The following is a 23019-nucleotide window of genomic DNA, read 5'->3' as shown; positions in this document are numbered from 1 at the left end:
GTCCCAAGAAAGTCTTACTCTTCCATGCCCGGAACGATGGTCGAGAAGCCGCCGTCCACGTGGGTGATCTCGCCGGTCACGCCGGCAGCCAGGTCCGACAGCATGAAGGCCGCGACGTTGCCGACGTCTTCGATGGTGATGTTGCGGCGCAGGGGGGACTGGTTTTCCACGAACTTCAGGATGGCCGAGAAGTCCTTGATGCCGCTGGCGGCCAGGGTCTTGATCGGGCCGGCGGAGATGCCGTTGGCACGGATGCCGCGCGGGCCCAGCGCCGTGGCCAGGTAGCGCACGCTGGCTTCAAGCGACGCCTTGGCCAGACCCATCGTGTTGTAGTTGGGAACCACGCGCTCGGCGCCCAGGTACGTCAGCGTCAGCACGGAACCGTTGCGGCCTTCCATCAGGGGCAGCGCGGCCTTGGCCATGGCGGCAAAGCTGTAGGCCGAGATGTCGTGGGCGATGCGAAAACCTTCGCGCGACAGGCCGTCCAGGAAGTTGCCGGCAATGGCTTCACGCGGGGCGAAGCCAATGGAGTGGACCAGGCCGTCCAGGCCGTCCCAGTGCTTGCCCAGTTCGGCGAAGGCGCCGTCGATCTGGCTGTCTTCGGCCACGTCGCAGGGCAGCACGATGTTGCTGCCGAATTCGGCGGCGAATTCGCTGACGCGGTCCTTGAAGCGGTCGCCCACGTAGGTGAACGCCAGTTCGGCGCCTTGCTGATGACAGGCGCGCGCGATGCCGTAGGCGATGGAACGGTTGGAAAGCACCCCGGTGACCAGGATGCGCTTGCCGGCGAGAAAGCCCATAGATGTGTCCTTGAAATTTTTCCCTTCTGGAGGCCGCCTATTTTAGGGAATTTGGCGGTCCAGCGGGCAAAACGGCGCGGCCCCTTTGCGGGGTGCCGCGCCGGTGTGCCGCGCCGAGTGTGGCGGGAGTTACCCGCGCGCGTTTGTGCCCGGCACGCGGAGCTGCGTGCCGATCTTCAGGGCACTGCCCTTGATGTTGTTGAGCGCACGCAGCGCGTCGACCGTGGTGCCGTATTGCTTGGCCAGCGAGAACAGGGTGTCGCCCTGGCGGACCTTGTGGCTGCGGACGTTGGGGCGGGCGCTGGAAACGCGGGCGGCGGGCGCCTGCGTGGTGCGGCCACGCGGGGCGGCGGCCTTGTTGTCCTGCGGCGCCGCGTCCAGCGCGCCCACCGGCGGGGCCAGCGATGCGATCTGCACGCCGCCCGTGCCGGGGTCGCCCGGCACCAGCAGCGCCTGGCCGTTCGCGGATTTCTGGCGGCGGCTGATGTCGTTGGTCTCGCGCAGCGAGGCTTCGGATACGCCAAAGCGCTTGGCGATGGCCGCGTAGGACTCGCCGCGCCGGGAGTGGTAGACCTTCCAGGCGGACAGGTCGCCCTTGTAGTTGGTGAGGTTGGCGTTGAAGATTTCAACGCGGTCGGCCGGCAGCAGCAGGGTGGGGCCGTGGTCGCCGCGGATGACCGGGCGGTTGAAGGACGGGTTCAGGGCCTTGAATTCGTCCAGCGGCATTTCGGCCAGCTTGGCGGCGATTTCAAGGTCGATGTCGCTGTTCTTCTGCACCGTCACGAAGTACGGGGTGTTGCCCACGGGCGGCAGGGCCACGGCATAGCGCTGCGGATCCGCAATGATGTTCTTGATGGCCTGCAGCTTGGGCACGTAGTTGCGGGTCTCGTCCGGCATGTTCAGCGACAGGTAGTCGGTGTTCTGGCCGGCGGCCTCGTTCTTGGCCATGGCGCGCTGCACCGAGCCTTCGCCCCAGTTGTAAGAGGCCAGGGCGAGGTACCAGTCGCCCTGCATTTCAAACAGCTTTTCCAGGTAGTCCAGGGCTGCGTTGGTTGAGGCGATGGGATCGCGACGCTCGTCGCGCCACCAGTCCTGCTTCAGGTTGAAATGCTGGCCCGTGGCCGGCACGAACTGCCACAGGCCCGAAGCCTGCGCGCGGGACAGCGCCGTCGGGTTGTACGCGCTTTCCACGAAGGGCAGCAGCGCCAGCTCGGTCGGCAGACCGCGGCGGTTGATCTCGTCGACGATGAAATACAGGTATTTGCCCGCGCGTTCCGCCATGCGCTGCACCGCCTCGGGGTGGGACGCGTAGTAGTCGGTCCACTGCTTGGAGAGGTCGGTATTCAGGTTGGGGATCGCGAAACCGCGGCGGATGCGGTCCCAGGCGTCGGCCGGCGGGTTGGTCAGGTCGATCGTGCGGGAAGTGTCCCGGGCGATGTATCGGCCTTGGGAATTGGTGGTGAGGTTCTTGTTATCGGGGGCTTTGGTTCCTGCGCAACCGGCGAGGACTGCCAGCATGAGCGGCAGAAGGAGTCGGGATAGATTCATCAGGTGGTCACTTGAAATCGTTCTTCCATTCACGAAGGGAGGCAAAAACCTCTACCGGCGTTTGCTGGTGGCGTCCGGCCCAGCTTGCGGCGGCCTGGACGACGTCGGGCTGCTGCGTGCGCAAGAACGGATTGGTCGCGCGTTCCTGGCCGATGGTCGAAGGAAGCGTGGGGTGACCATCCGCGCGTAATTGCTGGGCCCGCAGGTGCCACGTTTGCAGGTCGCGGTTGGCCGGTTCGACGGCCGATGCCCAGCGAAGGTTCGCTAGAGTGTACTCGTGTGCGCAAAAAACTTTTGTATCCGGCGGTAAAGCGGAAAATTTTTCCAAGGAATCAAACATTTGCGCTGGGGTGCCTTCGAAAAGCCGGCCACAGCCCCCCGCGAAAAGCGTGTCGCCACAGAACAGCGCGTGCTCGACGCCGGCCGCGCGGCCGGCATAGGCGATGTGCCCGGCGGTGTGGCCCGGGACGTCCAGCACGGTCAGGTCCAAGTCCAGTTCCGGCAGCGTCACGCGGTCGCCTTCGGCCAGACGGACGTCGCAGCGCGGCAGCTTTTCGCGCGCCGGACCATATACGGTGATGCCCTCGATGCGGGACAATTCGAGCACGCCGCCCACATGGTCGCCATGGTGGTGCGTGAGTAGAATGGCGCGCAGCTTCAAGCCATGCTGATCCAGGAACTGCAACACGGGGCCGGCTTCGCCGGGGTCCACGACAGCCGCCAGGCCGTCCTGGACGATTGCCCAGATGTAGTTGTCGGAAAAGGCTGGCAAAGGCAAGACCGCGGCGTTGCGTTCGCGGCCGCCTGCGGGGGCGGTCAAGGCTTGCATGGGATTCGAAGGAAAAAACGTGGCAGAAGAAACTCCGCCGATTGTAGAACTGGCCGAATGGTTCCAGACGCCGCCGGGCCAGTACGTGCTGGCCTGGGAGCGGGCCCAGTTCGACGCGGCCGTCGCGGATGTCTTCGGATATTACGCCTGGCAGGTCGGCCTTGCCGACCTGAACCTTTTGCGGGCGAACCGGATGCCGTTCAAGGGCTATGTGGGCACCGAGACCCCTGCGCCGGAAAACATGCCCGGCTGGCAGTCGCGCGTGGTCGTCGCAGAGCCCGAGGCCCTGCCGTTCGAATCGCAAAGCGTCGACCTCCTGATCCTGCCGCACACCTTCGAACTCACGCCCGATCCCCACAACGTGCTGCGCGAGGTCGAGCGCGTGCTGGTGCCCGAGGGGCGGGTCGTCATTTCGGGGTTCAATCCCTGGAGCATGTGGGGCGCGCGCACCCGCATGCCCGGCATGGAGCCCTGGCTGCCGCAGCCGCCGTCGTCCCAGGTGTCGCTGGTGCGGCTCAAGGACTGGTTCAAGCTGCTGTCGCTGGAGGTCGATGAAAGCCAGTTCGGCTGCTACGCGCCGGCCTGCCGCAGCGAAAAATGGCTGCAGCGCTGGAGCTTCCTGGAGTCCGCCGGCGCCCGCTGGTGGAGCCTTGGCGGCGCGGTGTACATGGTCTCGGCAGTCAAGCGCGTGACCGGCATGCGTATCATCGGGCCTGCCTGGAAGACCAAACCCAAGCGCGCACGCGCGGCGTCGGTGGTGGTCAACCGCCAGGCGGACGACGGCTTCGACCCCTCCTGAACGGCCGGGCCGGCCTCACATTGCAAGAATAAGGACACGCACGCAGCACCATGCAGGACAACAAAGCGAACGATCAGAAAGTGGAAATGTGGACCGACGGCGCCTGCAAGGGCAATCCGGGTCCCGGCGGCTGGGGCGTGCTGATGCGCGCCGGCGCGCACGAAAAGACGCTGCATGGCGGCGAACTCCAGACCACCAACAACCGGATGGAACTGCTGGCGGTCATCGAAGGCCTGCGCGCCCTCAAGCGTCCGTGCGTCGTCACCATCCACACCGACTCGCAATACGTCATGAAGGGCATGACCGAGTGGCTGGCCAACTGGAAACGGCGCGGCTGGATTACCGCCGAGAAAAAGCCGGTCAAGAATGCCGAGCTCTGGCAGGCGCTGGATGAGCAGGTGCAGCGGCACACGGTGTCGTGGCGCTGGGTTCGCGGTCACGCGGGCGACCCCGGCAACGAGCGCGCGGACCAGCTTGCCAACATGGGTGTCGAGGTCGCGCGCCGCGCCTGAACGGTATCCGTCGCCCCTGCCGGCATCCGGATATACCCTCAAATCGGCCCACTAGGGCAGATTTAGTTCTTTCATCGCGCTTCAGGATTGTTCCAGTATGTAAATTCGGGTGCTAAAGTGCCAACCCTTCCTCCAGTTCCTGCGGCGACGTCCGAGTGGGGCATGCCCGGTCCGCGCCGCAACACCGCCACTTTCGCGCATGAAAAAAGCTGTACTGCTGGCCGCCGTCGCGGCAGGGTTGGCCGCGGGGGCCGCGCTCGGCGTGTTTGTGCCGCGCTGGCTGGCGCCGTCCGCCGCTCCCGCCCCGGTCGCCACCAAATCCCAAACCGCGCCCGCCGCGCCCGCTCGCGTGGCCGTGGCCGCCGTCCAGGAAATTCCCTTTGCGCGTGGCCTGTCGGCTGTGGGCAGTCTGCGTTCCGATGAATCCGTCGTCCTGCGCCCCGAAGTTGCCGGCCGCATCCAGGCCATTGATTTCAAGGAAGGCCAGCCCGTCAAGCAGGGCCAGCTGCTCATCCGCCTGGACGACTCGGTGCCGCGCGCCGAATTGGCACAGGCACGCGCGAACCTGACGCTGGCGCAAAGCCATTACCGCCGCGCCGTCGAGCTGCAGGGCAAGGGCTTCGTCAGCCAGCAGGCGCGCGACGAGTCGGCCAGCACCCTGAAGGTGCAGGAGGCCGCCGTGGCGCTGGCCCAGGCGCGGCTCGACAAGATGACGATTACCGCGCCGTTCGCGGGCATCGTCGGCCTGCGCAGCGTGTCGGTCGGCGACTACGTGAACCAGGGCCAGGACCTGGCGCCGCTCGAGGCGATCGATCCGCTCAAAGTGGATTTCCGCGTGCCCGAGATGTACTTGAGCAAGGTGCGGGTCGGCCAGCAACTGACGCTGCGCCTGGACGCCTTGCCCGGCCAGGAGCGCCGGGGACTCGTCTACGCGGTCAGCCCGCTGGTCGACGCGGGCGGCCGGTCGATCCTGCTGCGCGCCACCGTGGCCAACCAGGACGGTGTGCTGCGCCCCGGCATGTTCGCGCGGGTGCAACTGCTGTTCAACGAGGACAAGGCGCTGGTCGCGCCCGAGGCCGCGCTATCGCCGTCGGGCGAAACGCAGTACGTTTACCGGGTCGAGAACGGCGTGGCGCATCGGCGCGAAGTGACCATCGGCGAGCGCCGCGAGGGCCGTGTCGAGATCCTGACCGGCGTCGCCCTGAACGACCAGCTGGTGGTCTCGGGCCTGCAGCGCGTGACCGATGGCGCGCCCGTGACCATCGTGGGCAACGGCCAGTAGCCGGCCCCTTACCCTTTCAGCGATAGCACCATGCGTATCTCGGAAACCTGTATCAAGCGCCCGGTGTTCGCGTCGGTCCTGTCGCTGATCATCGTGCTGATCGGCCTGATCTCGTATTCGCGCCTGACGGTGCGCGAATACCCCAAGATCGACGAGCCCATCGTGTCGGTCGACACCACGTATAAGGGCGCATCGCCCGAGGTGATCGAATCGCAGGTGACCAAGCCGCTGGAAGACCAGCTGGCCGGCATCGAAGGCGTCAACGTGATGACCTCGCGCAGCCGGTCCGAGCGCAGCCAGATCAACATCAAGTTCAACCTGACGCGCGACCCGGACGCCGCGGCGGCCGAAGTCCGCGACAAGGTCTCGCGCGCGCGGCGCTTTCTGCCGGACGAGATCGACGAGCCCATCATCGGCAAGGTCGAGGCGGATTCCCAGCCCATCATCTACATCGCGGTGGAATCCGGATCGTTCTCGGCCATCCAGACGTCCGACTACATCAACCGCTATATCAAGACCCGTCTGTCGGTGCTGCCGGGGGCGGCGGAAGTGCGCGTCTTTGGCGAGCGGCTGCCGTCCATGCGCATCTACGTCGACCGCGACAAGCTGGCCGCGTACGGCCTGACCGTGCAGGACGTCGAGGCCGCGCTGCGCAGCCAGAACGTGGAAATTCCGGCGGGGCGCATTGAATCGCGCGCGCGGGAATTCTCGGTGGTGTCCGCGACCGACCTGCAGACGCCGGCCCAATTTGAAGACGTGATCGTCGCCAACGTGAAGGGCTATCCGGTGCGGATGCGCGACGTGGCCAAGGTCGAGATCGCGGCAGCCAATGACCGCATCCTGTCCCGCTTCAATGGCAAGCCCGCCATCAACATCGGCGTCACGCGGCAGTCCACGGCCAACCCGTTGGAACTGTCCAAGGCGGCGCGCCAGGAAGTCGCCCGGCTGAACGAGACCCTGCCGGCCGGCATGAAGCTGAACATCGCGTACGACTCGTCCGTGTTCATCGAGCGGTCGATCGATTCCGTGTTCCACACCATCATCGAGGCCATCGTGCTGGTGGTGCTGGTGATCTTCTTCTTCCTGCGCAACCTGCGCGCCAGCATCATTCCCATCGTCACCATCCCGGTGTCGCTGGTGGGCGCGTGTGCGCTGATGTACCTGTTCGGCTTTTCCATCAACACGCTGACCCTGCTGGCCATGGTGCTGGCGATCGGCCTGGTGGTGGACGACGCGATCGTGGTCCTGGAGAACATCTACCGCCACATCGAGGACGGGATGCCACGCAAGGAAGCGGCGCTGCGCGGCTCCAAGGAAATCGGCTTTGCGGTGGTCGCCATGACCATGACGCTGGTCACCGTATATGCGCCGCTGGCGTTCGCCACGGGGCGCACCGGCCGGCTGTTCATTGAATTTGCGCTGGCGCTGGCCGGCGCGGTGCTGGTGTCGGGCTTCGTGGCGCTGACGCTCACGCCCATGATGTGTTCCGTGCTGTTGCGGCACGAGACCAGCCATAGCCGCTGGTACAACCTGATCGAAGGCTGGCTGAACGGCATGAGCAACGGCTATCGCCGCATGCTGGGCGCGTCGCTGCGGCATCGTTGGATCGTCGTGGTGATCGGCCTGGCCGTGGCCGCGGGCAGCGGCGTGCTGTTCAAGGTGGTCAAGAGCGAGCTGGCGCCGGTCGAGGACCGCGGCGTGGTGTTCGGCATCGTGAACGCGCCCGAGGGCGCGACCCTGAACTACACGCTGGACAGCATGCTGGGCATCGAGAAGTTCTATGCCGACATTCCGGAAGCCAGCGGCAGCCAGGTCACGGTGGGCTTTCCCACGGTCACGGACGGCACGGCGATCCTGCGCTTGAAGCCCTGGGAAGAACGCGAGCGCAAGCAGCAGACCATCACGCAGCAACTGCAGCCGCAGTTCGCATCGCTGCCGGGCGTGCGCGCCTTCCCGACCAATCCGCCGTCGCTGGGCCAGTCGGCCCGATCCAAGCCGGTGGAGTTCATCATCATGAGCCAGGCCTCGTACGAAGAGCTGTCGCGGCTGACCCAGATTTTCCTGACCGAGCTGCGCAAGTATCCCGGCCTGCTGAACCTGGACACCGACCTGCGCCTGAACACGCCGGAGCTGCGCGTGCGCGTGGACCGCGACAAGATGGCCGACGTGGGCGCCAACGTGGACGTCGTGGGCCGCACGCTGGAGTCGATGCTGGGCGGCCGCCAGGTCACCCGCTACAAGGACGAAGGCGAGCAGTACGACGTGATCGTGCAGGTCACGCCGCGCGACCGCGCCAATCCCACCGACATTTCAGGCATCTATGTGCGCGCGCGCGACGGCAGCATGGTCCAGCTGGACAACCTGCTGGGCGTGCACGAAGGCGTGTCGCCTCAGTCGCTCAACCACTTCAACCGCCTGCGCGCCGTGAAGATCGATGCGGCTGTCGCGCCGGGCTACGCGCTGGGCGAAGTGCTGGAACACATGCATCAGGTGGCGCGCGAGGTCCTGCCCAACACGATCATCACGGACCTGGACGGCCAGTCGCGCGAGTTCCGCGATTCGTCGGGCAGCATCTATCTGGTGTTCGCGATGGCGCTGGCGTTCATTTATCTGGTGCTGGCCGCGCAGTTCGAAAGCTGGCGCAATCCGTTCATCATCATGCTGTCGGTACCGCTGTCCATGACCGGCGCATTGCTGGCGCTGTGGCTGACGGGCGGCACGCTGTCCATCTACAGCCAGATCGGGCTAATCACGCTGGTCGGCCTGATCACCAAGCACGGCATCCTGATCGTGGAATTCACGAACCAGTTGCGCGACGAGGGCAGGGAACTGTTCGAGGCCGTGGTCGAAGCCAGCGTGCTGCGCCTGCGGCCCATTCTGATGACGACGGGCGCCATGGTCCTGGGTACCGTCCCCCTGGCGCTGTCCACGGGCGCGGGGGCGGAATCGCGGCAGCAGATCGGCTGGGTTCTGGTCGGCGGGCTGTTGCTGGGTACACTACTGACCTTGTTGGTCGTGCCGGTGGCCTACACGCTGATTGCCACCGCACGCAAGAAGCCAGGCGAGTCCGGCAGCGAAGCGCATCAACCGCATACGCCGCCGGCCTCGCAGCCTCAAGCATCGGAATAAACCCTTCGGAATAGACGCGTCGAAATCGACGCGTCGGAATCGTTATGCGCCAGATCATCTTTGACACTGAAACCACCGGACTGGACCCTGCACAGGGTCATCGCATCGTCGAAATCGGCTGCGTGGAGCTCGTCAACCGGATGGCCACGGGCAACAACCTGCACATCTATCTGAATCCGGACCGCGACAGCGACCCCGAGGCACTCGCGGTGCACGGGCTGACCACCGAGTTCCTGTCGGACAAGCCGCGCTTTTCCGAGGTCGCGGACGAATTCGTCAAGTTCATCCAGGGCGCCGAGCTGATCGCGCACAACGCCGCGTTCGACGTGAAGTTCTTCAACGCCGAGCTTGCCAAGACCGGGCGCGGTCCCATCACCGAGTTCTGCGAGACCGTCACCGACTCGCTGCTGCATGCCCGGTCGCTGTTCCCCGGCAAGCGCAACTCGCTGGACGCGCTGTGCGACCGCTTCGGCATCTCGAACGCGCACCGTACGCTGCACGGCGCATTGCTCGACTCGCAGCTTCTGGCCGAAGTCTGGCTGGCGATGACGCGCGGCCAGGACGCGCTGTTGATCGACGTGGACGACAACGCGGGCACCGGCAGCGATGGCCTGGTGCTGGCCAAGTTCGACGCATCGGGGCTGCCGGTGCTGTACGCCAACGCCGAAGAGCTGGCCGAGCACGAGGCTTACGTGGCTGCGCTGGACAAGAGCGTGGGCGGCGAGAGCATCTGGCGCAAGCTCGATGCGCCTGTGGCGGCGTCCGCTTGAAAGTTTTCCCGAGGCGACTTGCACACGTTTAAAAATTCGTGCTATTATTTCGCCTCTTTCGGGGTGGTTAGCTCAGTGGTAGAGCACTGCCTTCACACGGCAGGGGTCACTGGTTCGAACCCAGTACTACCCACCAAAGACCTTCTTGGGCTTAACAGCCTTCGAAGAGCCCCAAAAGACAACGCCCATGTCGTAGCAGTAATGCAGCAGTAATTAGCGATATCGGTTTTGTTCTTCGGGCAGTCAGTATTTCGGGCAGTAATGCTCAAGTAAAAAGCCAACCTTCATCGGTTGGCTTTTTTGTTATCGATTCATTAATCTTCTTCTGATCTGCCGCAATCTGGCTGCTGCCGGTTGCGCCAAGCCTGTTCCACGCCTGTCTATCATCGATAAAACGGCGAATGACTGCCGAGCAAAACAGGAGAAGGCCATGGGTCCGCATACCAACACCATGCTCATCATCATCTGCACCGGCGTGGCGCTCATGTTGATCGGCTTCGGGTTTCGTGACCGCAATCTCGGCATGACCCTGATGGGCCTGGGCCTTGTCACCGCGATCGGCGCGATCATCTACAAGGCATACATCACCTTCTACTGACCGCTGATAACTGACCGCGGGCCCTGCCGGCGGTTTTCAGCTTTTCTGCGCCTGCTGGCGGGCCACCCGCGCGAGCAGCGTGTCGAGCTGGTTCGCGAATGCCTTGCGGTCGGACTGGCTGAACGACGACGGGCCGGCCGTGTCCACGCCGCTGGCGCGCAGTTCCTCCATCATGTCCCGCATCGCCAGCCGTTCGCGGATGGTTTCCGGCGAATAGCGTTCGCCGCGGGGATTGAGCGCCATCGCGCCTTTTTCCAGCACCTGCGCAGCCAGCGGAATGTCGCCGGTGATGACCAGGTCGCCTTTTTCCGCCCGCTCCACGATATGCGCGTCGGCCACGTCAAAGCCGCGCGGCACCTGCACGGCCCGGATCAGCGGCGACGGCGGCGTGTAGAGCGCCTGATTGGCCACCAGCGTCAGGGGCACCTGCCAGCGCTGCGCGGCGCGGAACAGGATGTCCTTGATGACGGCGGGGCAGGCGTCCGCGTCGACCCAGATGTGCATTGCGCTTACTTGCCCAGCGCTTTCTCAAGCGCCTCGGCCACGAGGTCGTTGGTCGATACGCCGCGTTCGGCGGCGGCGGCGCGCAGCTTGTCGGCCTGCGTTTGCGACAGCTTCAGCGGGAAGGGCACCAGACCGGCGGCCTGATCCAGCTTGCGCTGCTCGCGGCGGTCAGGCACTTGGGACGAGGCGCCAAAGCGGTCGGGCGTTGCCGATTGCTTGAGTTGGCCGGCCAGCTTGAGGGCCTGGTTCTTTTGAAGATCGAATTTGTTCATCGGAATTCCTGATAGGGAGCGCCATCATAGACGCAACGCGCCTCAGCGCGGTTTGGCGTGCTCCAGTTGGGCGATTCCCTCCTCGGCGCCGTCATGCAGCGGCACGCTCAGGCCGAGCCGGGCGGTGGCCGCCGATACCTGCGAGCCCTGCGTCGAACCGGCCGCCAGCAGGTCCTGGCCGGCCTGGTACACCGCGCGCACCACGACCAGCGCTTCGTCGCGCGTGAGGTCGGTGGTGGTCAGCATCAGGGCTGCCACGCCCACGGTCGGGATGCGTTCCTGCTGATTGGGATACGTGCCCGCCGCGATGTCCAGCGGCATCAGCACGCTGTCGCCGGCCGTGAGGGTCTTGATGGCATCGGCGTCGAGCGGCAGCAGCTTGAGCTGCGCGGGAATCAGCGCGTCGCGCAGCGGCGTTGCCGGCACGCCGATCACCTGGGCTGCGGCGTCGACCGCCCCGGATTGCAGCAGCGGCAGGGCGGCAACAAACGGGGTGTCGGACACTTGGTAATCGCGCCCGGCCTGCAGGCCATGCGCGGCCAGCACAGTTTGCAGGGTAGCGCGCACGGCTGACCCTTCGGGACCCAATGCGATCGTCTTGCCCTTCAGATCTCGCACGCCACGCAGAGCGGGATCGTCGCGCACGACGATGTGGACCATCTCCGGATACAGGCTGCCCAGCGCGCGCAGGCCGGGAAACGGCCCCTGACCCGCGAAGGGACCCGTGCCCTCGTAGGCCATCTGCGCGGTATCGGCCTGCGCCAGGCCGACGACGGCGTCGCCGCTGCGCAGCAATGCGATGTTGTCGGCGCCGCCGCCGGTGATGAGCGGCGACACCCGGATCTGGCGCGCGCGCGCCACGTCGCTCAGGGCGCGGGAAAAGGCCAGGTACTCGCCGCGGTCCGGACCGCCGGCCAGCGGGTAACCCTGCTGGAGCCGGGAAAGCCGGCCATTGATGCGCGCGACCGAGCGTTCCAGCTCCTGCTGGACCACATGCTGGGCCGTACTGGACGCGCTGTAGGTTACCGAGTGGGTGATCTGGTCGAGCGTGTCCAGCAGCTGGCGCGTGACGGGCGGCGGCGCCCCGGTGTCCAGTGACGGCGCCTCGGCCGCCTTGAAGCCTGCGGGCGTCACCAGCTTCCACGCGCCGTCCGCTTCGCGGTAGATGGCGCTGGCGTGGGCAATGATGCGATCGCCGGCCTTGTTGCCGCCGGACTTCACGCCGCTGATGCTGCGGGGACCGGCGCCCAGCAACGTCACCAGCGACGCCGCGCCGGGCTGATCCCATGCGCCCAGCGAAATGTCGCGGGTCAGTTCCAGGTCGATGTCGTAGTACACGACGCGCCGGGTTTCGCCCGCCGGGGCGGTGCTGTCCGTTGCCGACCCCATGCGCTTGAGATCCGCGATGCGGAACAGGTCCTGCCCATAGGTCGCGTCCAGGCTGCGCGTGACGTCTGCGCGCAGGGTGTCGGCATCGGGAGCGCGGCCGCACGCAGCCAGCATCGCGCACAGCAGGACAATCATGAGTCTTTTGAACATGGCTACATCCCTCCCACGAACGGCAAGGAGATCAGCGAGCTCAGGACGATCACGTTCAGGATGTCCACCAGGAAGGCGCCCGTGACCGGAACGACAATGAACGCTTCCGGCGCCGGACCGTGGCGGCGCGTGAGCGCCTGCATGTTGGCGATGGCGGTGGCGGTGGCGCCCAACGCGAAGCCGCAGAACGCCGCAGACATGATGGCGGCCTCGTAGTCGCGCTTGAGCAGCCGGAACACCACCCAGGCGGCATACAGCGCGCAGACCAGCGTCTGCACCGCCAGCATCAGCGCCAGCGGACCGGCCAGGCGCGCGACGCTGGACAGGTCCAGCGTCATCATCGTCATGCCCAGAAACAGCGATAGCGAGATCGTGCCGATGATGTCGGTGGCGCGATCGTCGAGCCGGATGCCCACCAGCGGCCCTGCGTTGCGGATGAGTACCCCGGTCGCAAGGCACCACAGGAAGTTGGGCAGGCTGACCGGGGCATCTTCCACCAGCGCTGCCAGCATGCCGCCGACGACCAGGCAGACGAACGCGGCGGTCATGGACAGGATGAACGTACCGGGGGTGGGCGGCTGATGCGCTTCATTCAGGTCGGCGGCCTGGTGGCCTTCGGCCGCGGTGTGGTCCAGGCTGCCCGACACTTTGTGGCGGCGCATGATCCATTCCGCCACGGGGCCACCCACCACGCCGCCCAGCACCAGTCCCAGCGTCGCCGCCGTCATGGCCAGCGGCATGACGTCCTGGATGTTGTTGAAGTCGGCAAAGCGCGTCGCGTAGGCCGCGCCGGTGCCGTGACCGCCCACCAGCGTGATCGTGCCGCCCAGCAGGCCCATGAGCGGATGCATGTCCAGCAGCCATGCCATGCCCAGCCCCACTGCGTTCTGCAGGACCAGAAACGGAATCAACGCGAGGAGAAAGGCGATGAGACGGGGCCCGCCGCGCGCCAGCAGCTTGAGGTTGGCGGTAAGCCCGATGCAGCCGAAGAACAGCAGCAGCAGCGTGGGCTTGATGCTGGTCTCCAGCGAGACGGCGACGCCGCCCCAGGTGGACAGCAGATAGGCCAATACGGCGAACAGCAGCCCGCCTACGATGGGGTCCGGAATGCTGTAGCGCGCCAGGACGCCGATGCGCGTGGTCATGACCCGTCCGATGACGAGCACGAGGCAGCAGGCGAGGAGGGATTGGACGGGCGAAAGGGAGATCATATGAACCTTCGCGCCCCGCCGGGGCGCAGCAAGACTAGCTGTTCAAACCCGATGTTCAAGCCCGCTGTTCAGGCCATCTTCCGCCGCATCGTTCGCGGACTGCGAAGCTATCTTACGTCCAGGCCAGTGCACCTGTACACGGGGTGGGGGACGCCGTCAGGCGCGCAACGGGCGTGCGGCCGGGAAGGGAAAGGCGCGCGACATGTAACTGGCGCCCTCGCCGTAGCCCGCCAGTTTTTCGGCCAGACCCGGCGTCTGCGGCGCGAGCGGCGCGTAGCCATGACGCAACCAATAGCCGGCCGCCGATGCCAGGGACACCAGGCTGGCGCGCGTCAGGCCGTTGTCCATGGCGCTTGCGGCGGCGGCGCCCACCAGCGCCTGACCCACGCCCGTGCCTTGCGCCGCCGGCACGACCGCGCAGTCATGCAGAAACCAGTGATCGGCCCGCGCCGGCAGCGCGGGTAGCGGCACGTCCAGGGCGGGCGGCAGGCCCGCATCCCACGGGTAGGAAATCAGGTAGCCCAGCAACGCGCCCGAAGACATTGGCGTGCCGGGCTGGGCAACCCAGCAATATTGCGGCGCAAGCGCGAGACGGTTCAGGAAGAAGCCGGCGCCTTCCAGCAGGAACTGAGGATAGGCAAGGGCCTGGGCCTGCAGGATGGCGTCCACATCGCTGGCCCGCATGGGACGGACTTGGTATTGCATGACAACCCGAAGACTGGAGATGCCCGCCATTTTAGCGGCCGGGCCCCGGCCGGCATTTCATGAAAATTCGACGAGCCCCTGCGCATACTGCACCGCATCGTGTCCCGTATTCCGTCATTGCAGAACCCCATGCACATCCAGTTCCGGTCCGACCCGCCAGCGCCGCAGGTGTTGGCAAAATCCCTGCCGCTCAGGTCCGTGTGGCCGCCGCAGGCCGCCGACGTGCCGTATGACATCCGCGTCACGTGCGTGATTCCGTGCCTGAACGAATGCGAGAACCTGCGCGTGCTGCTGCCGCTGCTGCGCAACCGGCTCTCCGCGCTTTGCACCGGTTGGGAGATCATCGTGGCCGATGATGGCAGCACTGACGGCACGGACGCGCTGATGGCCGAATGGACCGAGCACGAAGGCTTTCGCCACGTGCAGTTGTCCCGCAATTTCGGCAAGGAGGCGGCGCTGAGCGCAGGTCTGGAAGCCGCCAGCGGCAACGTGGTCATCTGCCTGGACGCCGACCTGCAGCATCCGCCCGCGTTGATCGAGCTGATGTTGGCGCGATGGGCCGCGGGGGCCGAGATGGTGTACGCCGTGCGGCGCGACCGCGCCGACGAATCCTGGCTCAAGCGCTCGGGCGCGCGCTGGTTCTATCAGTTGCTCAGCAACGCACGCGGCGTGCAGGTGCCAGCGCACGCCGGCGACTTCCGGCTGATGGACCGCAGCGTGGTCGATGCGCTGATCGCGCTGCCCGAGCGCACCCGCTTCATGAAGGGCCTGTATGCCTGGGTCGGCTTCAAGGGAGAGGCCGTGCCCTACACGCCGGACGAGCGCATGCACGGGACCAGCACCTATAGCGGGCTGCGCCTTTTTCGCCTGGCGCTTGACGGCCTGACGGCATTCACGACGTGGCCGCTGCGCATGGTCAGCCTGGTGGGCGTGGCGTTTGCCGTGCTGGCGCTGGCCTATGCGGCCTTTCTCGTGGGCGATTACCTGATGTCCGGCAACGCTGTCTCCGGGTGGACGACCATCGTCACCGCGGTGCTGTTCTTTGCGGGCGTCAATCTGATCTCGCTGGGCGTGGTGGGCGAATACGTGGCCCGCATCTTCGACGAGGTGAAGGGTCGTCCGCTGTTCGTCGTGCGGCGCAGCCGCGGCCGACCCGCTGGCAAGGCGCAGGGCTGATGATGGCGGACTACAGCACACCGGCGCGCTCCGAATGGACCCCGCCGGCAGGACGGTTTTTGCTGGCCGTCGGCATCTGGCTGGCCTGGCTGGCGTGGATGCGGCCGCTGACCTTGCCCGATGAAGGGCGCTATGCCGGCGTGGCCTGGGACATGCTGCGCAGCGGCTCGCACGCCGTGCCGCTGCTGGACGGCATGCCGTACTTCCACAAGCCGCCGCTGTACTACTGGCTGACCGAGCTGTCGTTCTCGGTGTTCGGCGTGCATCCGTGGGCGGCGCGCGTGCCGTCTTGGCTGGCCGCCTGGGGCGCCGCCGCCGGGTTGTACGTTTTCGTGCGGCGTCATCGCGATGCGTTTGCCGCCACGCTGACCGTGCTGGCGCTTTGCACCATGCCGTTCTTCTATGGGGGCGCGCAGTTCGCCAACCTGGACATGCTGGTTGCGGGCCTCATCACGCTGTGCGTCCTGGCCGCCGCTGAAACCGCGCTGCGCGCCGAACGCGGGGAAGGGGCGCGCGGGATGGCCGTCGCTGCCGCGGCGTTGGCCGCGCTGGCCGTGCTGGCCAAAGGGCTGATCGGGTTGGTGCTGCCGGGCGCCATCCTGCTGCTCTGGCTGGTCTGGGAACGGCGGTGGCGCGGGCTGGCGGCGCTGTTCTGGCCGCCGGCGCTGCTGATGTTCGTGGCCGTCGCCGCGCCGTGGTTCGTGCTGATGCAGGTGCGGTATCCCGGCTTCTACGACTATTTCTTCGTCTATCAGCATTTCCAGCGCTTCGCCGCCAGCGGCTTCAACAACGCCCAGCCGTTCTGGTTCTATTTGCCGGTGCTGGCTGGCCTGAGCCTGCCGTGGTCATTGTGGGGCGGCGGCATCCTGCGCCGGGCCTACTGGGCACCCGGTCCCGCGCGCAGCCTGCGGCGCCTGGCGGCGGTGTGGTTCGCTGTGGTGGTGGTGTTCTTTTCATTGCCGCATTCCAAGCTGGTCGGCTATGTGCTGCCGGCATTGGCGCCGCTGGCCTTTCTGCTGGCCGAGGTCATCCTGTCGGCATGGCGCGGCCAGACCGGCGTGATGACGCCGCGGCTGGTGCGCATCAGCGCCACCGTCGCGGCGGGAATCTGCGTCATCGCGGTGGGTGTTGCGGCGTTCAATGCCCGAGGCAGCGCTGCGCCGCTGGCCACGCTGGTGCGGCAGGAGGCGCGGCCGGACGACACCTTTGTCTCGCTGCACGCCTACCCCTTCGATCTGGCGCTGTACGCGCGTGCGCCGCGGCCCACGTGGGTCGTGGACGACTGGCTCAATCCGGAAGTGCCGGTGCGCGACAACTGGCGCAAGGAACTGTACGACGCCGCCAAGTTCGATCCGGTCACCGGGGCGCAGGTGTTGGTCAGCGCGGCCCAGTTCAATGCCCGCTTGTGCGCGGCGCCCGAGGGGTCGCGGTTCTGGGTGTGGGGCAATCATGGCGACGGCGCGGTCTACGCGCCGCTGCAAGGCGTGAAGCCTGCCGTCGCCAGCGCCCGGCATGCGATGTGGTTACTGCAGGCGGACGCGGCGCTTAAGAACCGGCTTTGTGCCGGAACGCCCACAGCCGGCTAGCGATGAATGTCGCGAACGCCAGGCCGATCAGAATCAGCGCCAGCAGCGTGTCGTACGGCACGTCGGTGGCGTGCAACAGCCAGGCGTAGGCCGTTTCATTGATCAAAAAACCAATCGCTGAAATGAAAAGGAAACGACGGGCCGCTACGGTCCAGGGTATGGGCGAATGTCGGAACGTGAGCCGGTAATGGCCGCTGAAGGACACCACGAAGGCGACCATCCAGCCGATCAGGTTGGCCGCCAACGGGGGGGCGCCGAACGCTTCGACGCAGCCCACGGCAATGGCCCAATGCGTTGCCGCAGCGGCGCAACCGACGGCGATGAAAAGGCTGATTTGCCGGATGAGGGCGCGCATGTGGGATGTGGCGGACAGAAAGACGGAGAGGCGGCGATGAGCAAACGCGTCGTGGTGTGCGGTGATGATTTTGGCATGAATGCGGATGTCGACGAGGGCATGATTGCGCTGGCCGGCATGGGGCGCGTCAGTGCGGTCAGTTGCCTGACGCTGGGACCCACCTTCGCGGCCAACGCGCCGCGGCTCGCCGCGTTGGATGTGGACATCGGCCTGCACCTGAATCTGTCGGAAACGCTGCGCGCGGGCGCCGAACCGATGCCCGCGTTGGGCGCGCTGATCCTCAAGGCCTACGCGGGCCTGCTCGACGCGGCGTGGGTCGAGGCGCAGCTTGTCCGGCAGTTCGATGCGTTCGAGGCGGCGTTCGGCCGGGCGCCGGACTATGTGGATGGACACCAGCATGTGCATCAGCTGCCCGGCATCCGCCAGCGCTTGCTGGCATTAATGGCGCGACGTTATGGCACGCAGGCGGGCGTGCAGACGCCCTGGCTGCGCCAGACCGCGCCCGGCATGCAGTGCGGGATGCCGCTGAAGGAGTCGGTGAAGGCGCGCGTGATCGGCGCGTTGGGGGCGTCGGCGCTGGCGCGCGAGGCCCGTTCATGCGGCTTGCGAACCAACAGACGGCTGCTGGGCGTCTATGCGTTCGACGGCGGCAGGCGCCGCTACGCGCACTTCTTGCAGACCTGGCTGTTCAACGCGCGCGAAGGCGATCTCGTCATGTGCCATCCGGCACTGGGCAGCGAGCGGGGCAGCGCCATGGCTCGCCAGCGGCGCGCCGAATTCGACGTGCTGGCCGATCCGAAGCTGGGTGAATGGCTGCGCGCCAATGGCGTCAGCATCACGCGCCTGGCGTTGACGCACGCGGATCCCGTGTTGCCCGTGGCGGCGCGCGCTATCCCTGCGTAAGGCTTTCCAGCAGCCAGGCGCCCGCTGGTCCCAGCGCGCGGCGCGTGGACCAGACTGCGTCGACATGGATGTGGCGCGGCCAACCCGGCACCTTCAATTCCACGAGCTGGTCGCGGCCGAAGCGCTGGATCATCCAGCGCGGCAGCTCGGTCCAGCCGAAGCCCAGGCTGGCCATTTCCAACAGCATCAGATAGCCCGGCGCCGACCACGTCGAATGGGCCGGCGTGGCCTCCTTGTCGTCCAGTTCGTAGGTGCTCAGTCGCAGCTCGCGTTCGGTCTTCAGGTGATCGGCCGTGACCGACGGCAAAGTAGCCAGCGGATGCGAGCGCCCCACGCACAGGACGATTTCGGAGCGTTCCGCCAGGCACGCGTGCGCGACGTCCGGCGGATAGCTTTCCTGCGCCGCCATCAGCCCGACGTGCGCGCGGCCCTGCTGCACCAGTGCCACCACATCCTCGTATTCCGCGATCAGGCATTCGAAGCGCAGCGCCGGATAGCGCGCGTCGATCTGGCTCAGCATGGCCTCGAACGTGCGCGACTGGAACGTGTCGGACAGCACGACCGTGAGCCGGGGTTCCAGGCCTTCGGATAACTGGCTGGCGCTGCGGTTCAGGCGATCGTTGGCGGCCAGCACCTGCAAGGCCTGCCCCAGCAGCACCTTGCCGGCGGCGGTCAGGGAAGGCTGGCGCTGACTGCGGTCGAACAGCGCGACGTTCAGGTCCACCTCGAGATTGGCGATGGTCTCGCTGATGGTGGACTGGCTCTTGCCCAGCTTGCGGGCCGCAGCCGAGAACGAGCCTTCAGAGGCGACCTGGGCGAAGGCGGCGAGGGATTCGAGGGAGTGGCGCATAAGTGGCCCGGCGGTAGTTGTATCGGTTTTTCCGATGGATATTATCTTTTTCGTACCGGAAATGTCGCGGACAATGCGGTCTCTCTTCAGCATTCGACCGCAGGTGGGTCATGACCCAAGCCAAGAAAACCCTAAAAGAACGTTTCATCCACGCCTTCTTGTTCGAAATTATCGCCATCGGCCTGTGTGCGCCCGTGGCCGCGTGGGCCATGGGCAAGTCGCTGTTCGAAATGGGCGTGCTGACCGCGGTCATCGCCTGGATCGCGCTGGTCTGGAACATGATCTACAACGCTGGCTTCGACCGTGTCGAAAACCGCTTCGGCTGGACCCGTACGTTCCGCATCCGCGTACTGCACGCGTTCGGCTTCGAGTTCGGCTTGATCCTGATCGTGATTCCGCTGGCGGCCTGGTGGCTCAGCATCAGCCTGTGGGAAGCCTTCGTGCTGGACATCGCGCTGGTGCTGTTCTATCTGCCCTACGCGTTCTTCTACAACCTGGCGTACGACCGCAGCCGTCCCCGCGTGATCGCGTGGCTGTCCCGCCGCAGCGGCGCCGCTGCCGCCGGCGTCTGACGTCTCTTCAACCCTTCTTGCGCTCGTATGCCTGGCTCGCGTCCTGCATGAAGGTTCTGACAGCGGTCTCGTACTGCGTGCCGCTGCGGAAGGCGCCCGAATGCGAGGCGCCTTCTATTTTCACCAGCCGCTTCAATTCCGGCGCCACGTTGCGGGCAGCGGCAAAGAGTTCGTCGCTCATGGTGTGAGGCACCACGCGGTCGGCCGTGCCGTGCATGAACAGCATGGGCGTGTGCAGCTGGGCCAGCTTGTCCACGGATGCGAACGGCTGCGTGACGAGCAGGCTGGCGCCGGGCACGTTGCCCCAGCGCAGCGTGGCCAGCATGGCGCCGATGCTGGTGAAGCTGGATTCCACGATCAGGCCCGCGAAGTCCGGTTGCTCGGGACGTGAGGCCAGATCGATGGCGATTGCGCCGCCCAGGCTATGGCCGTACACAAAGCGGCGCGCCGGATCGGGCTGCAGGCGCGCCAGTTCCTTCAGGCCCGCCATGGCGTCCTCTAGCGCGCTGTCTTCAGAGGGCAGACGCGGCGTGGACGCACCGAAGCCGCGGTAATCGATCGCCAGTATGGAATACCCCATGCGGCTCCAGCCGTCGATGCGGAACGCGCTGCCATTCAGGTTCCAGCGCGCGCCGTGCAGATACAGCACCGTGGGGGCGCTTTTTTTGGGGCTGGCCAGATACCAGGCGCGGATCTTGTCGCCGTTGTCGAGCGTCAGGTCGTAGACCTGCGTTCCCGCGGCAGGGTCCCGCCACCAGGATTGCGGCTCGGACTGTGGCGAAAAAATGGTCTGGCGCTGCCAGGAATCCAGCTGGGAGCAGCCGACCACGCCGGCGGCGGCAAGCACGGCGGCGGCAAACAGGCGGCGGGCGGAGAGTCGGGGCAGGGCGGGCATGAATGATCTGACCCGGCAAGTCGGGCCGGGTTCCGGCATCAGCATACTCCGGCGCGGGCGCCGGAAGTTTGCCCCGATGTTTACCGGTCCGGGCGCGGCCCGCCATCAGGCGGCGCCCGGGTGGACCTCGCGCGTCAACGCCAGCCATGCCTGCGCGGCATACGACAGATAACCGCCACGGCGCCACACCAGGACCATCTCCCAGTCCGTCCCCGAATCACGCAAAGGCACGCGAGCCACGCTCGCATGCAGTTCCTCGTTGGCCTTCATGCGCGGCAGAAACGCCACGCCCAGCCCCGCCGCCACCAGCGCCACGATGAAATCGATCTGACCGCTGCGCGCGGCGATGGTCGGGACGAACCCCGCCCGTTGGCACGCGTCGTGGATGATGCGGTTCAGGGCAAACCCTGTTTCGAACAGCACGAAGGGCGAGTCGCGCAGATCGTGCAGCCCCACCGACTCGGCGCGGGCCTGTGGGTGATCGGCGGGCATCAGCGCCACCAGCGGTTCGCGCGCGACGGGCTGCCATTCAAAGTGGTCCGGCACGGGCTTGAGCGATCCCGCCAGTTCGATTTCGCCGGCCATCACCATTTCTTCAAGCCGGCGGCTGCCGTGTTCGACCAGGCTGATCTCGATGCGCGGATAGCGGCTGCGAAAGCGCGCGAACATCGGCGCAAACAGCGAACTGCTGCCCAGCGGCGGCAGGCCCAGGCGCAGCACACCCCGTTTCAGGCCCTTCAGGTCATCCAGCTCGGCGTTCAGGTCGTCGCGTTCGGCCAGCATGTTCAGGGCGCGCCGATACACGATCTCGCCCGCGGCCGTCAGCCGCAGCGGCTGCGCCTGCCGGTCCAGCAAGAGCATGCCCAGCTCGTCCTCCAGCTGTCGAACGGCCTTGCTGATCGTGGGTTGGGTCGCGTGGATCACTTTGGCCGCCTGGGAGAAACCGCCTTGCCTGACGACCTCCACCAACGCCCGCAACGTTCGCAGTTCCATCGCTATGCCAGTTTGGAATAAATGGGATTCATCGAATTCATTTTATCTATGCGCCTACGAAGCGTAAAACAAGGGCTCGCCGCTGGATCTTCGTCTCATGCCCCGCTTTCGCCATTCCACCCTTATCCGCAGCGCGCTGCGCCGCAGCCGTTTGCTGCAGATTGCATTGATCGTCCTTTTCTCCGTGCTGGGCCAGGCGATGGCGCAGGCCTCGGGGCTGCCGGTGCCAGGCGGCGTCATCGGAATGGCGCTGGTGCTGGTCCTGCTGGCGACGCGGCGATTGCGCGTGCGCAACGTGCAGCGCGGGGCGAGCTGGCTGCTGGGGGAAATGCTGCTGTTCTTCGTGCCGGCGGTGATGTCGTTGCTGGACCACCGCGAATTTCTCGGCCTGCTCGGCGTGAAGCTGCTCGCCGTGATCCTGCTCGGCACGGCGCTTGTCATGGCCGGCACGGCGCTGACGATCGATCTTTGCTATCGCTGGATGAACCGCCGTGCGGCCTGAATTCAACCTGCTGTTCTGGCCGGCGGCCACCGTCGCCGCGTATGTCTGCGCGCGCCTGTTCTACCGCCGCTTTGCCTATTGGTGGACATCCACCCTGGTCGTCGCGCCCGCGCTTCTGCTGACGCTGGCCATCCTGCTGCATACCGGCTATCGCGACTACATGTCCGGCTCGCACTGGCTGATGGCCATGCTGGGCCCGGTCATCGTGGCGTTCGCGCTGCCGCTTTACGAGCAGCGGGCGCTGATCCGGCGGTACTGGCCGGTATTGGCCGCGGGCGTGGCCGTGGGCAGCGGCATCGCGGGTGTCAGCGCATGGTTGCTGGGCAGCCTGCTGGACTTGCCGCCGGACCTGCGGCTCAGCCTGCTGCCGCGCTCGGTCGCCACGCCGTTCGCGATCGCGGTGTCTTCCCACGTGGGCGGGGTGCCTGACCTGACGGCGGTCTTCGTCATCGTCACGGGCGTCTTCGGCGCGGCCATCGGCCAGCTCATGTGCCGCTGGCTGCCGCTGCGCTCGGCGCTGGCGCGCGGCGCGCTGTTCGGCATGGGCGCACATGGCGCCGGCACGGCCAAGGCCCGAGAGCTTGCCGCCGAAGAAGGCGCGGTCGCGGGCCTGGTGATGGTGATGGCGGGCCTGTTCAACGTGCTGGTCACGCCGGCCGTCGTGGTGGGATTGCTGGCCTGAGCCGCTG

At 66.3% G+C, this 23019-nt stretch carries 24 protein-coding genes and 1 tRNA gene; 13 read left to right on the top strand and 12 right to left on the bottom strand.

Annotated elements, in window-relative coordinates:
* Nucleotides 1-14 precede the first annotated feature (14 nt).
* The 3 genes from fabI to gloB form a co-directional block, all read right to left on the bottom strand.
* A complete protein-coding gene (gene fabI, locus HV681_RS23925) occupies nucleotides 15-800 on the bottom strand; it encodes an enoyl-ACP reductase FabI (RefSeq protein WP_175125419.1) in 786 nt (261 codons plus the stop codon).
* A gap of 129 nt (nucleotides 801-929) precedes the next feature.
* Nucleotides 930-2348 carry a transglycosylase SLT domain-containing protein gene (locus tag HV681_RS23920; protein WP_175125417.1) on the bottom strand — a complete coding sequence of 473 codons (1419 nt, stop codon included), beginning with the start codon at nucleotides 2346-2348 and terminating at the stop codon, nucleotides 930-932.
* Nucleotides 2349-2355: 7 nt separating this feature from the next.
* Nucleotides 2356-3177, bottom strand: a complete 822-nt coding sequence (gloB, locus tag HV681_RS23915) for a hydroxyacylglutathione hydrolase (RefSeq protein ID WP_175125415.1) — start codon at nucleotides 3175-3177, stop codon at nucleotides 2356-2358.
* A 19-nt stretch (nucleotides 3178-3196) separates the two neighbouring features.
* On the opposite strand from gloB, the gene HV681_RS23910 reads away from it, so the two are divergent.
* The 7 genes from HV681_RS23910 (at nucleotide 3197) to HV681_RS23880 (ending at nucleotide 10267) form a co-directional block, all read left to right on the top strand.
* Nucleotides 3197-3976: a class I SAM-dependent methyltransferase gene (locus tag HV681_RS23910; protein WP_175125413.1), complete on the top strand. Its 780-nt coding sequence runs from the start codon at nucleotides 3197-3199 to the stop codon at nucleotides 3974-3976.
* A gap of 50 nt (nucleotides 3977-4026) precedes the next feature.
* Nucleotides 4027-4488, top strand: a complete 462-nt coding sequence (gene rnhA / locus HV681_RS23905; protein ID WP_175125411.1) for a ribonuclease HI — start codon at nucleotides 4027-4029, stop codon at nucleotides 4486-4488.
* Nucleotides 4489-4687: 199 nt separating this feature from the next.
* Nucleotides 4688-5770 carry an efflux RND transporter periplasmic adaptor subunit gene (locus tag HV681_RS23900; protein ID WP_175125409.1) on the top strand — a complete coding sequence of 361 codons (1083 nt, stop codon included), beginning with the start codon at nucleotides 4688-4690 and terminating at the stop codon, nucleotides 5768-5770.
* Between the two features lie 30 nt (nucleotides 5771-5800).
* The gene (locus HV681_RS23895; protein ID WP_175125407.1) at nucleotides 5801-8899 is read left to right on the top strand and encodes an efflux RND transporter permease subunit; all 3099 of its coding nucleotides are present in this window, start codon (nucleotides 5801-5803) and stop codon (nucleotides 8897-8899) included.
* Between the two features lie 44 nt (nucleotides 8900-8943).
* A complete protein-coding gene (gene dnaQ, locus HV681_RS23890; RefSeq protein ID WP_175125405.1) occupies nucleotides 8944-9669 on the top strand; it encodes a DNA polymerase III subunit epsilon in 726 nt (241 codons plus the stop codon).
* Between the two features lie 61 nt (nucleotides 9670-9730).
* A tRNA-Val gene (locus HV681_RS23885) sits at nucleotides 9731-9805 on the top strand.
* Between the two features lie 294 nt (nucleotides 9806-10099).
* Complete coding sequence (locus tag HV681_RS23880) at nucleotides 10100-10267, top strand: hypothetical protein (RefSeq protein ID WP_175125403.1); 168 nt, start codon at nucleotides 10100-10102, stop codon at nucleotides 10265-10267.
* A gap of 36 nt (nucleotides 10268-10303) precedes the next feature.
* On the opposite strand, the gene HV681_RS23875 is transcribed toward HV681_RS23880, so the two are convergent.
* From HV681_RS23875 to HV681_RS23855, 5 genes are all read right to left on the bottom strand, one after another.
* Entirely contained in the window at nucleotides 10304-10771 is a 468-nt protein-coding gene (locus HV681_RS23875) for a YaiI/YqxD family protein (protein WP_175125400.1), read from the bottom strand.
* 5 nt (nucleotides 10772-10776) lie between these two features.
* Complete coding sequence (locus tag HV681_RS23870; protein ID WP_175125398.1) at nucleotides 10777-11043, bottom strand: hypothetical protein; 267 nt, start codon at nucleotides 11041-11043, stop codon at nucleotides 10777-10779.
* 42 nt (nucleotides 11044-11085) lie between these two features.
* Nucleotides 11086-12582 (bottom strand): TAXI family TRAP transporter solute-binding subunit, encoded by a 1497-nt coding sequence (locus HV681_RS23865; protein ID WP_175125395.1) that lies wholly within the window; start codon nucleotides 12580-12582, stop codon nucleotides 11086-11088.
* 2 nt (nucleotides 12583-12584) lie between these two features.
* A complete protein-coding gene (gene gltS, locus HV681_RS23860) occupies nucleotides 12585-13793 on the bottom strand; it encodes a sodium/glutamate symporter (RefSeq protein ID WP_175125393.1) in 1209 nt (402 codons plus the stop codon).
* 156 nt (nucleotides 13794-13949) lie between these two features.
* Nucleotides 13950-14477 carry a GNAT family N-acetyltransferase gene (locus HV681_RS23855; RefSeq protein ID WP_175125506.1) on the bottom strand — a complete coding sequence of 176 codons (528 nt, stop codon included), beginning with the start codon at nucleotides 14475-14477 and terminating at the stop codon, nucleotides 13950-13952.
* A 150-nt stretch (nucleotides 14478-14627) separates the two neighbouring features.
* On the opposite strand from HV681_RS23855, the gene HV681_RS23850 reads away from it, so the two are divergent.
* The gene (locus HV681_RS23850; RefSeq protein ID WP_175125391.1) at nucleotides 14628-15674 is read left to right on the top strand and encodes a glycosyltransferase family 2 protein; all 1047 of its coding nucleotides are present in this window, start codon (nucleotides 14628-14630) and stop codon (nucleotides 15672-15674) included.
* Nucleotides 15675-15676: 2 nt separating this feature from the next.
* Entirely contained in the window at nucleotides 15677-17260 is a 1584-nt protein-coding gene (locus HV681_RS23845; protein ID WP_175125504.1) for an ArnT family glycosyltransferase, read from the top strand.
* Here HV681_RS23845 and HV681_RS23840 read toward each other — a convergent pair.
* On the bottom strand, nucleotides 17220-17615 hold the full coding sequence (locus HV681_RS23840) for a GtrA family protein (RefSeq protein WP_175125389.1): 396 nt from the start codon (nucleotides 17613-17615) through the stop codon (nucleotides 17220-17222). The two genes, HV681_RS23845 and HV681_RS23840, sit on opposite strands and share 41 nt — an antisense overlap.
* 36 nt (nucleotides 17616-17651) lie before the next feature.
* Here HV681_RS23840 and HV681_RS23835 point away from each other — a divergent pair, with 36 nt between their 5' ends.
* The gene (locus HV681_RS23835) at nucleotides 17652-18518 is read left to right on the top strand and encodes a ChbG/HpnK family deacetylase (RefSeq protein ID WP_175125388.1); all 867 of its coding nucleotides are present in this window, start codon (nucleotides 17652-17654) and stop codon (nucleotides 18516-18518) included.
* Here HV681_RS23835 and HV681_RS23830 read toward each other — a convergent pair.
* Nucleotides 18505-19368 carry a LysR family transcriptional regulator gene (locus HV681_RS23830; protein WP_175125386.1) on the bottom strand — a complete coding sequence of 288 codons (864 nt, stop codon included), beginning with the start codon at nucleotides 19366-19368 and terminating at the stop codon, nucleotides 18505-18507. The genes HV681_RS23835 and HV681_RS23830 overlap by 14 nt on opposite strands.
* 110 nt (nucleotides 19369-19478) lie before the next feature.
* Between HV681_RS23830 and HV681_RS23825 the strand changes: the two genes are divergently transcribed.
* Nucleotides 19479-19940 carry a multidrug/biocide efflux PACE transporter gene (locus HV681_RS23825; RefSeq protein WP_175125384.1) on the top strand — a complete coding sequence of 154 codons (462 nt, stop codon included), beginning with the start codon at nucleotides 19479-19481 and terminating at the stop codon, nucleotides 19938-19940.
* Between the two features lie 7 nt (nucleotides 19941-19947).
* Here HV681_RS23825 and HV681_RS23820 read toward each other — a convergent pair whose 3' ends face one another.
* Nucleotides 19948-20835, bottom strand: coding sequence for an alpha/beta hydrolase (locus HV681_RS23820; RefSeq protein ID WP_175125382.1), 888 nt, complete (start codon nucleotides 20833-20835; stop codon nucleotides 19948-19950).
* A gap of 105 nt (nucleotides 20836-20940) precedes the next feature.
* Nucleotides 20941-21828 carry a LysR family transcriptional regulator gene (locus HV681_RS23815; RefSeq protein ID WP_175125380.1) on the bottom strand — a complete coding sequence of 296 codons (888 nt, stop codon included), beginning with the start codon at nucleotides 21826-21828 and terminating at the stop codon, nucleotides 20941-20943.
* Between the two features lie 97 nt (nucleotides 21829-21925).
* On the opposite strand from HV681_RS23815, the gene HV681_RS23810 reads away from it, so the two are divergent.
* Nucleotides 21926-22330: a CidA/LrgA family protein gene (locus HV681_RS23810; RefSeq protein ID WP_175125378.1), complete on the top strand. Its 405-nt coding sequence runs from the start codon at nucleotides 21926-21928 to the stop codon at nucleotides 22328-22330.
* On the top strand, nucleotides 22320-23012 hold the full coding sequence (locus HV681_RS23805; RefSeq protein WP_175125376.1) for an LrgB family protein: 693 nt from the start codon (nucleotides 22320-22322) through the stop codon (nucleotides 23010-23012). Before HV681_RS23810 ends, HV681_RS23805 begins: the two co-directional genes overlap by 11 nt.
* The last annotated feature ends 7 nt before the right edge of the window (nucleotides 23013-23019 follow it).

It is taken from the genome of Achromobacter animicus, from assembly GCF_902859585.1.
GTDB lineage: Bacteria > Pseudomonadota > Gammaproteobacteria > Burkholderiales > Burkholderiaceae_B > Achromobacter > Achromobacter animicus.
Note: the sequence above shows the minus strand (reverse complement) of the source record. Positions and strands in the feature narration are given on the sequence as shown.

What these genes read in the sequence shown, in the direction of transcription:
- HV681_RS23810 (WP_175125378.1), top strand. Translation starts at nt 21,926, where the DNA reads ATGCCCCGCTTTCGCCATTCCACCCTTATCCGCAGCGCGCTGCGCCGC.
- HV681_RS23895 (WP_175125407.1), top strand. Translation starts at nt 5,801, where the DNA reads ATGCGTATCTCGGAAACCTGTATCAAGCGCCCGGTGTTCGCGTCGGTC.
- HV681_RS23880 (WP_175125403.1), top strand. Translation starts at nt 10,100, where the DNA reads ATGGGTCCGCATACCAACACCATGCTCATCATCATCTGCACCGGCGTG.
- dnaQ (WP_175125405.1), top strand. Translation starts at nt 8,944, where the DNA reads ATGCGCCAGATCATCTTTGACACTGAAACCACCGGACTGGACCCTGCA.
- fabI (WP_175125419.1), bottom strand. Translation starts at nt 800, where the DNA reads ATGGGCTTTCTCGCCGGCAAGCGCATCCTGGTCACCGGGGTGCTTTCC.
- HV681_RS23920 (WP_175125417.1), bottom strand. Translation starts at nt 2,348, where the DNA reads ATGAATCTATCCCGACTCCTTCTGCCGCTCATGCTGGCAGTCCTCGCC.
- HV681_RS23845 (WP_175125504.1), top strand. Translation starts at nt 15,677, where the DNA reads ATGGCGGACTACAGCACACCGGCGCGCTCCGAATGGACCCCGCCGGCA.
- HV681_RS23900 (WP_175125409.1), top strand. Translation starts at nt 4,688, where the DNA reads ATGAAAAAAGCTGTACTGCTGGCCGCCGTCGCGGCAGGGTTGGCCGCG.
- HV681_RS23870 (WP_175125398.1), bottom strand. Translation starts at nt 11,043, where the DNA reads ATGAACAAATTCGATCTTCAAAAGAACCAGGCCCTCAAGCTGGCCGGC.
- HV681_RS23815 (WP_175125380.1), bottom strand. Translation starts at nt 21,828, where the DNA reads ATGGAACTGCGAACGTTGCGGGCGTTGGTGGAGGTCGTCAGGCAAGGC.
- gltS (WP_175125393.1), bottom strand. Translation starts at nt 13,793, where the DNA reads ATGATCTCCCTTTCGCCCGTCCAATCCCTCCTCGCCTGCTGCCTCGTG.
- HV681_RS23835 (WP_175125388.1), top strand. Translation starts at nt 17,652, where the DNA reads ATGAGCAAACGCGTCGTGGTGTGCGGTGATGATTTTGGCATGAATGCG.
- HV681_RS23840 (WP_175125389.1), bottom strand. Translation starts at nt 17,615, where the DNA reads ATGCGCGCCCTCATCCGGCAAATCAGCCTTTTCATCGCCGTCGGTTGC.
- HV681_RS23865 (WP_175125395.1), bottom strand. Translation starts at nt 12,582, where the DNA reads ATGTTCAAAAGACTCATGATTGTCCTGCTGTGCGCGATGCTGGCTGCG.
- HV681_RS23850 (WP_175125391.1), top strand. Translation starts at nt 14,628, where the DNA reads ATGCACATCCAGTTCCGGTCCGACCCGCCAGCGCCGCAGGTGTTGGCA.
- HV681_RS23825 (WP_175125384.1), top strand. Translation starts at nt 19,479, where the DNA reads ATGACCCAAGCCAAGAAAACCCTAAAAGAACGTTTCATCCACGCCTTC.
- rnhA (WP_175125411.1), top strand. Translation starts at nt 4,027, where the DNA reads ATGCAGGACAACAAAGCGAACGATCAGAAAGTGGAAATGTGGACCGAC.
- HV681_RS23875 (WP_175125400.1), bottom strand. Translation starts at nt 10,771, where the DNA reads ATGCACATCTGGGTCGACGCGGACGCCTGCCCCGCCGTCATCAAGGAC.
- HV681_RS23830 (WP_175125386.1), bottom strand. Translation starts at nt 19,368, where the DNA reads ATGCGCCACTCCCTCGAATCCCTCGCCGCCTTCGCCCAGGTCGCCTCT.
- gloB (WP_175125415.1), bottom strand. Translation starts at nt 3,177, where the DNA reads ATGCAAGCCTTGACCGCCCCCGCAGGCGGCCGCGAACGCAACGCCGCG.
- HV681_RS23820 (WP_175125382.1), bottom strand. Translation starts at nt 20,835, where the DNA reads ATGCCCGCCCTGCCCCGACTCTCCGCCCGCCGCCTGTTTGCCGCCGCC.
- HV681_RS23855 (WP_175125506.1), bottom strand. Translation starts at nt 14,477, where the DNA reads ATGCGGGCCAGCGATGTGGACGCCATCCTGCAGGCCCAGGCCCTTGCC.